General features: G+C 71.5%; 9 protein-coding genes. All 9 read right to left on the bottom strand.

Annotated elements, in window-relative coordinates; all coding sequences use genetic code 11:
* Nucleotides 1-28: 28 nt before the first annotated feature.
* On the bottom strand, nt 29-1183 hold the full coding sequence (locus tag ACAM42_RS29000) for a serine hydrolase domain-containing protein (RefSeq protein ID WP_369630222.1): 1155 nt from the start codon (nt 1181-1183) through the stop codon (nt 29-31).
* On the bottom strand, nt 1180-3489 hold the full coding sequence (tynA, locus tag ACAM42_RS28995; protein ID WP_369630221.1) for a primary-amine oxidase: 2310 nt from the start codon (nt 3487-3489) through the stop codon (nt 1180-1182). The genes ACAM42_RS29000 and tynA overlap by 4 nt, the downstream gene beginning before the upstream one ends.
* Nucleotides 3490-3558: 69 nt before the next feature.
* A complete protein-coding gene (locus ACAM42_RS28990; RefSeq protein WP_095746874.1) occupies nt 3559-4521 on the bottom strand; it encodes a helix-turn-helix domain-containing protein in 963 nt (320 codons plus the stop codon).
* Nucleotides 4522-4647: 126 nt separating this feature from the next.
* Nucleotides 4648-5643, bottom strand: a complete 996-nt coding sequence (locus tag ACAM42_RS28985; RefSeq protein ID WP_369630220.1) for a Bug family tripartite tricarboxylate transporter substrate binding protein — start codon at nt 5641-5643, stop codon at nt 4648-4650.
* 25 nt (nt 5644-5668) lie between these two features.
* Nucleotides 5669-6943 carry an alkyl sulfatase dimerization domain-containing protein gene (locus ACAM42_RS28980; RefSeq protein ID WP_369630219.1) on the bottom strand — a complete coding sequence of 425 codons (1275 nt, stop codon included), beginning with the start codon at nt 6941-6943 and terminating at the stop codon, nt 5669-5671.
* Nucleotides 6940-8277, bottom strand: a complete 1338-nt coding sequence (locus tag ACAM42_RS28975; protein ID WP_369630218.1) for a DUF1254 domain-containing protein — start codon at nt 8275-8277, stop codon at nt 6940-6942. Before ACAM42_RS28975 ends, ACAM42_RS28980 begins: the two co-directional genes overlap by 4 nt.
* Before the next feature lie 5 nt (nt 8278-8282).
* Nucleotides 8283-9671, bottom strand: a complete 1389-nt coding sequence (locus ACAM42_RS28970) for a DUF1254 domain-containing protein (RefSeq protein ID WP_369630217.1) — start codon at nt 9669-9671, stop codon at nt 8283-8285.
* Between the two features lie 43 nt (nt 9672-9714).
* Nucleotides 9715-10710, bottom strand: a complete 996-nt coding sequence (locus ACAM42_RS28965; RefSeq protein ID WP_369630216.1) for a Bug family tripartite tricarboxylate transporter substrate binding protein — start codon at nt 10708-10710, stop codon at nt 9715-9717.
* A 26-nt stretch (nt 10711-10736) separates the two neighbouring features.
* Nucleotides 10737-12848: an acetate--CoA ligase family protein gene (locus ACAM42_RS28960; RefSeq protein WP_369632814.1), complete on the bottom strand. Its 2112-nt coding sequence runs from the start codon at nt 12846-12848 to the stop codon at nt 10737-10739.
* Nucleotides 12849-12859: the final 11 nt, after the last annotated feature.

The following is a 12859-nucleotide window of genomic DNA, read 5'->3' as shown; positions in this document are numbered from 1 at the left end:
GCAGGGCGTGGCGTGCGCCACGCTCTGTTCAGGTGCGCAGCGCGGCGGTCAGTGCGCCGAGCAGCGCATCGGTCTCGACCAGGCTCGGCGGATGGATCGGCGCCGGCCACGTGCTGTGGATCGCGACCACGAGCCGTTCCTTCGGATGGATGTAGACCTGCTGGCCGAAGATGCCGAGCGCGGCGAACAGGCCGCCGTCGAGTTCGGGCAGCGCCTTCGCGCCGGTCGGGAAGGTCCACCACTGGTAGCCGTACCCCATCGGCTCGAAGCCCGCGAGCGTGCCGGGCCCGAGGTGGCTGGTTGCATCGACGCGCGTGGCATCGGCCACCCAGCCGTCGGGCAGCACCTGCTGGCCGCCGGCCACGCCGCCGCCGAGCACGAACAGGCCGAAGCGCCCGAAGTCGCGCAGCGTGGCGTTCACGCCGCTGCCGGTGAACTCCTGGCCATCGACCGCATCGAGCTGCCAGTAGGCATCGGCCTCCATGCCGAAGGGCGCCCAGATTTTTTGCGAGAGGTAGTCGCTGATCGGCCGGCGGATCGCGCTGGCCAGGATCTCGCCGACCAGGCAGGTCTCGCCGGTGCTGTAGTTGAAGCGCGTGCCAGCCGGTGCCACGCGCGGGCGCTGTGCCATGAACTTCAGCACCGCGCCCTTCTCGCGCGTGAGCTGCACGCGCATCAGCTGGCGCCGGTCGGAGCCGGCGTCGAGGTAGTCCTCGTTCCAGGCCACGCCCGAGCTCATCTGCAGCACCTGCTTCACCGTCACGTCGTCGTACGCCGAGCCGCGCAGCGCGGGCAGGTAGCGCACCACCGGGTCGTCGAGGCTGGCGATGTGGCCATCTTTCACGGCCGCGCCGACCAGCGTGGAGGTCAGCGACTTCGCGACCGAGAACGACAGCCACTTCGTCGCCGCGTCGTTGCCCATGGCGTAGCGCTCGAGCACGACATGGCCGTCCTTGATCACCAGCAGGCCGGCCGTGTGGTTGCGCGCCATGAAGCCGTCGATGCCGAAGCGCTGCGCATCGATCGGCGTGCCCTCGGGCAGCGGATGCACGTGCGTGCCGCGCCGGATCGCGCGCGTCGCGTAGAGCCGGTCCATCTGGCGGTAGGTCGGCGCCTGCAGCGCGGGCGCCAGCGTCATCAGGTCTTCGTAGCGGCCGATGGCCTCGTCGTTCGCGGCAGTCATTTCGCGGCAGGCCGGTTCAGCCCCAGCGTCGGCGTCTCGTCGAAGAAGTTCCAGGGCTTGAGCAGCGCATGCACCCACTCGGTCGGCATGATCGGCCACTCCTCGGCGCGCGCGACGTGCGTGGTGCCGGTCGTGAGCCACACCACGTTGTCGGTGTTCACGATCTCCTGGTTGTCGGCCGTGAACTGGCCCAGGCCCGTGTCCTTGTTCGAGCGGTTCGGGTACTTGCCTTCGGGGAACAGCTCCTCGGGGTCGTAACGCGTCACCCAGAGCTGGCGGTCCATGAAGCTCAGGCGGTGGTTGATCCACTCGTCCTTCGCGAAGTTGGCGCCCTTGGCAATCGGGTGCGTGCCGCCCGCGTACGGCACCAGCTGGTAGGACACGGGGTTGCCGACCTTGTTGTTGCGCGACGGGTTGCTCAGCAGGCGGATGGTCGACGGGTCGAACTTCTGCGCCGCCTGCTGCTCGGTGCGCACCGTGCGCTGCACCGTCTGCATGGTGCTGGTGCGCGGGCCGCCGCGCGTGTTGGGCAGCACCACGGGGTCGACCTCGGTGAGCGTGTTCTGCTCGCCGTCCACATCCAGGTCGAGGCGGAAGTTGTAGATGTGCTGGTGCGTGGTGCCGACGATGTGGTGGTCCAGCAGCGTGCCGTAGCGCGTGTCCTCGGCGGCCGTGGGGTCCTGCATGGTGCGCGACTTCACGCCCTTCACCGCTTCGATGCCGGTGGCGCCGGCGTGGATGCCGATGGTGCCGTTCTCGGCGAACACCCAGTCGAACAGGTAGTCGTAGTTGCCCACCGTGCTGATCCAGCGCACCACCAGCTCGCGCCGTTCGGTGCTGATGTTGGGCTTGCCCATTTCCTGGTGTTTGAACTCGGGGTCGGCATAGCGCTCGAAGACGGCGATGGCGCGCGGCACCTTGGTGGGCGCGCCGGTGTAGTCGGCCAGCGTGGCGTCCAGCAGCACGGCGTTCTGCGGCGCGTCCTTGTTCGGTTCGATGGGCGAGGTGAGCGTGCCCATGCCGTACTCGCCCGAGTCGAGGTAGGCCTTGAAGTACCAGCCGGTGTCGGGGTCGCCGTAGGGCACGATCATGCCGCCCAGCGAGCCTTCGTACATCACCTTGCGCTTCGTGCCCTTGTCGTTGTAGGTGACGGTGGAGAGCACCAGGCCCACGCGCGAGTCGAGCCGCACATGGAAGTCCCAGTTGCGCCAGTGCATCGTGTGGCCGGTGATCGTGTAGTTCTTGCCTTCGGGCTCGGTGATCTCCAGCGGCTTGGGCGCGGGCGTGGCCGCGCGGTCGCGCCCGTCGTAGGGCGTGGGCTTGAGCGGCACGGGCACCAGGCCGCCGTCCTCGATCTTGATGACCTTCTTCTGCTCCAGGTCGACCACCGCCACCAGGCCCTCGATGGGATGCGCCCAGTAGTTGCCGTCGCCCACGTCCAGGTAGCTCACCACCTTCAGCAGGCGGTCTTCCTGGCGCAGTGAATCCTTGCCATCGAAGTAGCCCACGGTGAGCGGCGTGGCCACCACCTTCTTCACGTCGGCGATGCCGCGCGTGGCGAGGGCCTTGGCGTAGTCGGGGCTGGCCTCGATGGCGCTCTGCACGGTCGCGAAGTCGTCCAGCAGCACCATGCCGTGCGCACCCTCGATCGGCTTCCATGCGGTGAGCGTGCGCGCCGCGAGATCGACCGTGCCCTCGATGACCTTCTTGCCGTCCAGCGCCACGAAGGCCGCCTGGCGCGGCGCGCGCACGGGCTGGCCGGTGAGCGCGAAGTTCCAGACCTCGTCCTTGGGCGGGCGCTTCACGCTGATCTCGGTGAAGCGCAGGCCGGCCTTGTGGCGCCCCGAGGCCTTCAGCACCTCGAGCGTGGCCTGGATCTCGGCCTCGGTGAGCGGGTTCAGAGGGTTGGGCACGCGCTCGACCACGAAGGTCTTGTCCAGGCTGGACTGGAACACCTGGTTCACGAAGTCGTGCGGCACGTAGGCCGCGCCCTTGCGCATGACGACGGGCACATCGAGCTGCATCGGCTGGCCGTTGACCAGCGCCGTCTTCGAGCCGGGCTTCAGGCGCACCAGCGTGCCGTTGCGCGCCACGGTGAACACGTTGGCAAAGCTGTCCCAGCGCAGCGTGCCGCCGAAGTCTTCCACCGTCTTCTTCAGCGGCACCATGTGGGCCGCGCCGCCGTGGGCCCGGGCCGGCTCAGTGCTCAGGGGGCCGAGGGCGAGCGCCAGGGCAGAGGCCAGGGCGGTGCCCAGGAGACGCCGTGCGGCGCCGCGGCCGGGCGTTCGGTGGTAGCTGCTGCGCATGGCTGCATCCTTCTTCGCGTGTGGTGGTGGACAACCGCGAAGGTAAGAGCGCTGCTGGCGCGGGCGTTATCAAGATTTGGCAAACCACCGCGCGCGCGTGGCGGACGGCAGCTCGCCGAACAGGCGCGCGTAGTCGATGGCAAAGCGCGACAGGTGCCAGAAGCCCCAGCGCGCGGCGATGTCGCCGATGGTGTCCTCGCGGCAGGCCTGCATCTCGCAGCGCACGCGGTTCAGGCGCATCACGCGCAGGTAGGTGACGGGGCTCAGGTGCAGCACGTCCTCGAAGGCGTACTGCAGCGAGCGGCGCGACACGCCGGTGGCCGCGCACAGGTCGGGCACGCTGATGGGCTCGTCGGCGTGCGCCTGCATGTACTCGCGCGCCTTGGCCACGATGTGGCGGCGCGCCGCTGTGCTGGCGGGCAGCCGGGCCTCGAAGGCCTTCGAGCCCATGCACTGCAGCACCGCGTCGGCCAGCGACAGCGACAGCATGTGGCGCGCGGCCGGCTGTTCGAGCTGCGCGAGGTTGTCGCGCGCCAGCGACAGGGCGGCGCCCAGCAGGCGGGTGAAGGCGGTTTCGTCGAAGCCGGGGTGCTGCACCGGCGCGGGCGCCGGCATGCGCAGCTCGAAGTCGGGGCCGAACAGGGTGGTGGCCAGCTTCGCCAGCGGTTCGGTGTCGACGCACACGGCCATCAGGTCCATGCCGGCGCCGGCCAGCAGCTCGAACTCGCCCCGCGGCGGCAGCGCGCTGAGCTGGCGCCCGCCCAGGTCGTGGCCGCAGTACCAGCTGCCCGGGGCGGCCGTCTCGGTGAGCGCGAAGGCGATGGCGCCGGGGCGGCCCCGGCCGCGCTGCAGCACGGTCTGGTTGGCGCGCTCGTGGAAGACCTGCACGAAGTCCAGGTGCAGGTCTTCGGCCAGCCCCTCGAAGCGGCCGTTGGACAGCTGCTCGTAGTGCTGGTCCCAGGCGCCCACGCCCGAGGCCTGCGCCTGGGCTTCGGCGGTGAGTTGTCGGCTGAAGTGAAGAAGCTCGGTCATGGTGCGCGCTGGCGCGGTCGCCATCGCGCAGCCGATGAGCAGAAACCGTGCCTGTCACGGCGCAGTGTGTGGGAAGCGCCGCCGGCCGACCATGTTGCTTACCCTTGGTCAGGGTCGCTCAGGCGTTCATTCGAGCGTCAGGCCGATGTCCTTCACCAGCGCGCCCCAGTCGCGCAGGTCGCTGCGGATGGTGGCGGTGAACTGCTCGGGCGTGTTCTGTGGCAGGTCGTTGAAGTTCAGCTCGTACATGCGACGCACCACCGCGGGGTCGCGCAGCACCTGGTTCACGGCCTCGTTGAGCTTCTTCACGACGGCCGGCGGCGTCTTGGCGGGCGCCAGCAGGCCGTACCAGGCGTAGGTGGTGAAGGGGTAGCCGCTCTCGGTCATGGTCGGCACGTCGGGCAGCATCGGGATGCGCGAGGGGCCGCTGTTGGCCAGCGCGCGGATGCGCCCGGCGCGCACGATCTCCACGGTCGACGAGATGTCGGCGAACGCCGCATCGACCTGGCCGCCCACGAGGTCCTGCACGCAGGGGCCGCTGCCCTTGTAGGGCACGTGCGTCATCACGAGGCCGGCCTGCTTCTTGAGGCTTTCCATCGCCAGGTGGCCGCCCGAGCCGTTGCCCCACGAGCAGTAGCTGAGCTTGTCGGGGCGGGCCTTGGCGTAGGCGACGAACTCCTGGATCGTCTTCACCGGCAGGTCCTTGCGCACCAGCAGCAGGTTGCCGCCGCGCCCGACCTGGGCGATGGGCATGAAGTCCTTCAGCGGGTCGTAGGGCAGTTTCTTGTAGAGGCTGGGGTTCACCACCATCGTCGCGGCGTAGGTGAACAGCAGCCGGTAGCCGTCGGGCGTGGAACGCGCCACCACCTCGCTGCCGAGGATGCCGTTGGCGCCCGGGCGGTTGTCGACCACAAAGGGCTGCTTCAGGATCTTGCCAAGGCCGTCGCCGATCAGGCGCGCGATGGTGTCGGTGCCGCCGGCCGCCGCGGTGGGCACCACCAGCGTCACGGGCTTGTCGGGGTAGCTGTCGGCCTGTTGTGCGTGGCTGGCCGTTGCCAGTGCGGCCAGGGAGCAGGCGGCCAGCAGGCGCAGGCCGAAGCGGAATGGTGTTGTGGTTGTCATGGTCCGTGTCTCCGATGGAAAGGCCTCAGCGGATGCCGAAGCGCGCCTGCGTGCCTTGTTCGATCATGTCCGCGCCCACGCGATACAGGTTGCGCGAGACGTAACTGGGCACTTCGCGGGCCCGCTCGCGCAGCCATTCGGCCTTGAGCGAGCGCGCCTCGGCGATCTCGCTGGCCTCGCCCTCGGCGGTGGCCAGCAGGTCGATCACGTGCAGCGCGAGCTGCCACTGCCTGCCCGCCGCCAGCGCACGTGCCTGGTCGATCACGCCGCGCTTGTCGGTGATGGCGTCGGCCACCGCGCGGCCGATGGCCTCGGGCGCGGCCGGGTGCAGCGAGGTCGGGTTGCGGTCCCACCAGCCGTTCTCCGAGCGGTAGATGTCGCGCACGATGTAGCCCGGGTCGCCGTAGGTGGGCTTCATCCACTCGACCGCGAACAGCTCGTCGGGAAAGCGGATGCGCGCCAGGATGTCGCGCTCGTTGAGCCCCTCGTTCATGAGCCGCACCACCTCGGCGCGCACCCAGCGCAGCGCGCGGGCCGTGTGCAGGAGCACGTGCTGCACCTGGTCTTCGCCCTCGAGCGTGGCGCCGAATTCGCGCACCGCCTTGCGCGGCTTCAACGCCGCCAGCGCTTCCAGCGTGTCGGCCCAGCGCACCGTGTCGCGCATCGTGCGAAAGGGCGTGCCGATGTTGGGAATGGAGTCGATCAGCGCCGCGCCGCCGTACAGCACGCGCTGCGCCGGGCTCCACAGCGCGATCGCGTCGTCGGTTTCCGAGGGCGCCCAGCGCAGCTCGATGCGGCGCTCGCCGCTGCCGATCTGCAGCACGTCGTCGAAGGTCTCGGTGGGCGGGTGCGTCACCAGCCGGTGGTCGAAGAAGCCGGCGGGGCGGTTGAACTGGATCTCGGCCATGCGGTGCTGCAGGGCCAGCGTCTCGCGGTAACGCGCCAGACGGCGCGGCACGTTGCGGTGCGCAATGATGCGCGGCGGCGCATCGCCGCGCGCGGCGGCATGGGCCAGCCACATCGGCACGCCGGCGTTGTAGCCGATGTGGCCGTGGCTGAAGCACAGCGCATGCACCGGCGCGTCGCTGAGCTGGCGCAGCGCGTCGATCATGCCCTGCGTCACCGAGCCGCCCGGGCCGGCGTCGATCACGACCAGGCCCACGTTGGTCTCGGCCACGAACGATTGGCCCTGCCCGCGCAGGATGTGCAGGCCCGGCGCGACGGTCTCGGTGCCGGTGCCGACGATGAGGAAGGGTTTTTCTTCTTCGGTTGCTTTTGGTTTTTCAGCGGTGGCGCTCATGCGGAATCCTTGGTGACGGTGAGGGGCGGCAGCTGGTAGCGGCCGTCGAGCAGTTCGGCGCGCGGCACGTAGGCGCGCAGGCACAGGTAGAAGCGGCCTTCGGGCGCGGGCAGCCAGTTGGCGCGCGCGGCCTCGCCTTCGGGGCGCGCATGCTGGATGTGCAGCGTGAGCCCGCCGTCCGCGTCGCGCCGCAGCCCCGGCGTGCGGTCGCCGACGGCGTAGCGGTCGATGGGGTTGTCCACCAGCATGTAGTCGCGCGTGTCGTACATCGTGAGTGACCAGAAGGCATCGACCGGTGGCAGTGCGTCGGGCGCGAAGCGCAGCGTGTAGCGGCGCTGGCCGGTGAGCGGCTCGCCTGCGGCGTCGTGCCAGGCCATCGGGTAGGTGGCCTCGCGGCTTTCGAGCATGCCGATGTACTTGAGCGCGATCAGCGCGCGCGCCAGGTGGTCGTCGCCGAAGGAGCCTTCCACGAGCGGCATCTGCACCCAGCCCGAGGCCGTGGTGCGGCCCGACTGCGCCTCGCGCAGCCGGGGCAGCACGGTGTCGAGCGCGGCCTGCAGCGCGGCGCGCTGGCCGTCGTCGAGCGCACCCGCGCCGGGCCCGATGCCGAGCGATGCATAGCGCGCGAGCTGCGCGGCATCACCAGCCGGCGGTGCGTTGTCGCGCAGCGCCGCATTCACCTGCGCGGCGAAGTGCGCGGCCGTGAGCGGCGCCTTCGGATCGCAGGCCGGGTCGAAGGCGCGCGGCGCCGAGCGGCGGCCGGCTTCCCAGTCGGCCAGCGTGCGCACGAGAAAACCGTCCTGCAGCGCGTTGACGGCGGGCACGTCCTGTGGGCCGTCGACCAGCAGGCGCCCGATGATCCACAACCAGCGCGTGGGCGCCTCGATGCGCGCGCCCGGTGCGTCGAAGGCCGCGGGCAGCGTGCCGCGCCATCCCGGCGGCGTGAGCACGAAGGCGCGCGCCGCCGTGCCCGTGAGGCGCTGGCCCAGGTGGGCGAAGGGGTTGGTGAAGAAGTCGAGCAGGCCCAGCACGTAGTAGCGCCCGGCGGTGTCGGGCACGTCGATCACGAGCGGGCCCTCGCCCAGGTCGAGCCAGGCGTTGGTGTAGAGCGTGTCGTTGTTCGGCGTGACGACGCGGCTCTTGCCCGCGCCCAGCAGCTGGCGCGCGTGCGTGAACACGTTGCACCAGCGCAGCGGCTTGGGCGCCTCGCCGGCGGCGTCGGTGCGCTGCGGCGAGGTGGCCGCGCGCATGCGGCACATCTCGTACAGCGGGTAGGCGTAGACCACGGCCTCTTCGGCCAGGGCTTGCAGGGTGGCGTCGGTGTGCGGTTGCATCGTGCTCAGCCCTGTTGTGCCTGCAGCGCCGGGATGCGCCAGCTCTGCACGCCTTCGCGCGGGTAGTACATGCGCAGGATCAGGTAGAAGCGCCCGGCCGGCGCGGGCAGCCAGTTGGCGGCATCGGCGGGGCGCGCGTGGCTCACCACCAGTTCGAGGCTGCCGTCGGCGTTGCGCTTCAGCCCGGGCGTGCGGTCGCCGATGGCGTGGCGGCGGATGTCGTTGGGGTAGAGGAAGCGGTCGGTGTCGTACAGCGTGACCGACCAGAAGGCGTCCGCGGGCGGCAGGTCGCCGGCCTCGAAGCGCATCGTGTAGCGGCGCTGGCCGTCCAGCGGCTCCTGCGTGGCATCGTGGTGTGCGGCGGCGTACACCGCCTCGCTGGTGGCCAGCGCGCCCAGGCCCAGGTAGGCGGTGCGCGCGCGGCCGAGGAATTCGTTGCCGTAGCGGCCGGTGGCCGGCGTCATCGACCAGGGCTTGGGCCGGCGGTTGCGGCCCACGGCGCCGACCAGCTGCACGCCCTCGGCGAAGCCTTCGATGAGGCCTTCGCGCAGCGGTGCTTCGAGCGCGTCCCACGAGAACGCGGCATTCGCCAGCAGCCCGCCCTGGCCGAACCACGCCACGAGCGCGCGGTCTTCCACGCGGCCCGGCGCCTCGGCCAGCGCGTGGCACACGTTGGTGAAGAAGCGCGGCGCCACGTCTGCGGCCGGTTCGCCGTGCTCGAAGGCGGCGGCCATGGCGTCTTCGTGCGGGCCAGCCCACTGTTCGATGGCGGCCGGGCGGCCCTGCAGCACGGTGCCGGGTGCGGGTTGGAGCTGGATCTCCGACTGCAGCGCGCGCGCGGCCGGCCAGTCGCTTTCATCACCCACCAGGATGCGGCCGATGAGCCAGACCAGGTCGGTCGGGCAGCGCACCACGCGGTGGCCGGCGAGCGATTCCGGCACGGTGCCGCCGGGGCCCACGAGCACGACCGTCTCGCCCTCGGGGTTGCAGTTGCGCGGGCCCAGGTTCTCGAAGTTCTCGGTGTAGGCGTCGTACAGCGGCAGCACGAAGTAGCGCCCCGGATGCCGCGCCGACGCGGGCACGGTGAGCAGCATCGGCCCGTGCGCCAGGTGCAGCCAGGCCATGGTGTAGAGCAGGTCGTTGGCGGGCGTGACCACGTCGCGGTCTTCGTGGGTGGACGGGCGCGGCGCGTGGTGCAGCGTGTTCAGCGGCGCGCGCACGTCGGAGCCGGCCGAGGCGCCGCTGCGGCGTTCGGCGCGCGGCGCGGTCTGCAGGGCGCAGGTGCGGTAGGTCTCGGTGAGCGGGTAGCCGTAGACGAAGGCGGCCAGGCCGATGGAACGGGCGAGCGCCTTGCGGGCGGCGGCGATGTCGGGCACGGGAGCGGGAGCGTTCATGGGAAAGACCTCGGGGTTCGAAAAAAGGAGAAGGGAAGGCGGTTCAGTCGAGCTTCACGCCCGTGGCCTGCGTGAGCTTCAGCGTCACGGGCAGGAAGGCCTTGTAGGCCGCGGCGGCCTCGGGCGGCAGGTTGCCCACGGGCTCGGCGCCGAGCTCCTCGATGCGCCGGCTCACCTCGGGCTGGCGCACCACCGCGCTGACCTCGCGGCCCAGGCGCTCGACGATGGCGTCGGGCGTCCTGGCCGGCGCCATCAGCGAGGTCGGGCCGGTCATGGCGTAGACCTCGTCGGCGTAGCCCTGCTCGGCGAAGGTGGGCACGTCGGGCAGCGCGCGGGCGCGCCGGGGGCCGGCCACGGCCAGCGGGCGCAGCTTGCCGGCCTTGATGTACGGCTGCAGCGTGGTAACCGAGCCCACGGTCATCTGGATCACGCCGCCGATCAGGTCGATCGCCATCGGGCTCTCGCCCTTGTAGGGCACGTGCATCGTCTGCAGGCCGTAGGCCTTGTCCATGTAGACCTGCACCTGGTGCGGCTGCGTGCCCGGGCCCCACGAGCCCATCGAGTACTTGCCGGGCGCGGCCTTCACGGTGGCGATCAGGCTCTTGAAGTCGGTCGCCGGCACCGAAGGGTGCACCGCCAGCACGGTGCGCGTGGTGGCGATGTCCGACACCATGCGCAGGTCGGTGCGCGGGTCGTAGGGCAGCTTGCTGTAGAGCACCAGGTTCGCCGTGACGGGGCCCGGCACCGTGAGCAGCAGCGTGTGGCCGTCGGGCGGGCTCTTGGCCACGTAGTCGGTGCCGATGATGCCGCCCGCGCCGCTGCGGTTCTCGACCACCACCGGCTGGCCCAGCCGCTTGGACAGCCCCTCGGCCACGAGCCGCGCGAGGATGTCGGTCGAGCCGCCCGCCTGGTACTGCACGATGATGCGCACGGGCTTGGAAGGGAAGGGCGCTTCCGTAGCCGCCGCGCCTGCCGCGAGCACCAGTGCCGCGCCCGCGCCGAGTGCGTGCCCGAGTCCGTTCTTCGATGTCGTCGTCATGCGATGTCTCCGGTGGTTGTTGTGCTTCAGGGCGCGCGGCCGACGACCAGCGCGTCGACCGCCACGCAGCCGCCTTCGGCCTGCGGGCGCGCGATCAGCGGGTTGATCTCGGCGCTGTCGAGCGAGTCGCCTGCGCGCTGCGCGAAGTCGGCCAGCGCGCACAGCGCGTCGGCGATCGAATCGAGGTCGACCGGCGGCCGGCCGCGCGCGCCGTTCAGGATCGCGAAGGCGCGCAGTTCGCGCACCATGGCCAGCGCGTCGTCGCGCGTGATCGGCAGCGCGCGCAGCGACACGTCGCGCAGCGTCTCGACGTGGATGCCGCCCAGGCCGAACATCAGCACCGGCCCGAACACCGGGTCGCGGTGCACGCCCGCGATGCATTCGACGCCGCCGGTCAGCATGCGCGCCACCAGCGCGCCGTCGAGTCGCGCCTCGGGCCGCGCGGTGCGCGCGAGGTCGCGCGTGCGCTCGAAGGCCGCGCGCGCCTGCGCCGCGCCGCGCAGCCCGAGCGCCACGCCGCCGACGTCCGACTTGTGCGGGATGTCGGCGCTGACGATCTTCACCACCACCGCCTCGCCGAGCGCCTCGGCGGCGGCCGCGGCTTCGTCGGCGCTGCGCACCACGCGGTGCGCGACCACGGGCACGCCGGCGTCGGCCAGCAGCGCGAGCGCATCGGGCTCGGACAGGGTGCCGGGCGCGAGCGTCAACGGCGCCTGGATCGACGCGGGTGCCGCAGCCGCCGCCGCCGCAGGCTTCAGCCCCGCCAGCGCGGCGATCGTGCGGATGCCATCCGACGGGTCGGCGAACACCAGGCAGCGCATGGCCTCGAGTTCGGCGCGGCGCTGCGGCGTCAGCAGCGTGCTCACCGCCAGCAGCGTGTCGGGATAGGCCTCGCGCAGCGAGCTCACCAACGAGCGCAGCACGGGCCAGAACGCGTCCGATGCGCCCGCGGCGGCCAGGAAGCCCATCCACGAGGCGAAGCCCTGGTCGTCCAGCATCACGCGCGCCGTGCGATCGATCAGCGTCATGTCGTTGGTGACCTGCCCCGTGATGTCGACCGGGTTGCGCGGCGCCGCGAAGGGCACCCAGCGGCGCAGCGTGTCCTGCGCGGCCTCGCTCAGCGGCCGGGCATCCAGGCCCTGGGCCGAGGCCTCGTCGGCCATCAGCGCGCCGACGCCGCCCGAGAGCGTGAACAGGCCGATCGAGCGGTCGCGCGGGCGGCCCGCCACGGCCGCGCTGTGGGCCAGGTCGAAGAACTCCGTGAGGTTGCGCGCGCGCAGCACGCCGTACTGGCGGAACACGGCGTCGTACACCGCGTCGTCGCCCGCCAGCGCTGCGGTGTGCGAGGCCGCGGCCTCGGCGCCCAGCGCGGTGCGCCCGACCTTGACCATCACCACCGGCTTGCCGTTGGCCTGCGCCAGGGCCAGCGCGGCGCGCAGGCGGGGGCCGTCGCGGCAGCCTTCCATGTAGGCCATGATCACGTCGGTGTCGGGGTCCTGCGCGAGCCAGGCCAGGCAGTCGGCGACCTGCACGTCGGCCTCGTTGCCGGTGGTGGCCCACAGCGACAGGCCGACGCCGCGCGCCCGCGCCATCGCGTAGGCATAGGCGCCGAACGCGCCCGACTGGCTCACCAGCCCGATGCGCCCCGGCATCACGCGGCCCACGCCGGGCGCCGGCGAGAAGGTGGCGTACACGTGGCGCGCGATGTTCATGAAGCCCAGGCAGTTGGGGCCGACCAGCCGCACGCCGGCGGCACGCGCCTTGTCGCCCAGCCGCGCCTGCGCCGCGGCGCCCTCGGCGCCCACTTCGGCAAAGCCCGAGGAGAACAGCACCACGCCCTTCACGCCCGCCGCGATGGCGTCGTCGAGCGCACCGTCGACCAGCGCCGACGGCACCGCGAGGATGGCCAGGTCCACCGGCTGGCCGATGGCGCGCAGGCTGGGGTAGGCCGGCAGGTCCTGGATGCGGTCGGCGTTCGGGTTGACCGGGTACAGCGCGCCCTCGAAGCCGAAGCGGCGCTGGTAGTCGACGGGAATGCCGCCGATCTTCTGCGCGTTGGACGAGGCGCCGACCACCGCGATGGCACGCGGCGCGAACAGCGCCGAGAGGGATTCGGCTTGCGAAGAAAAGAGGTCCATGGGCATGGCGG

Source organism: Variovorax sp. V35 (assembly GCF_041154465.1).
Lineage (GTDB): Bacteria > Pseudomonadota > Gammaproteobacteria > Burkholderiales > Burkholderiaceae_C > Variovorax > Variovorax boronicumulans.
Note: the sequence above shows the minus strand (reverse complement) of the source record. Positions and strands in the feature narration are given on the sequence as shown.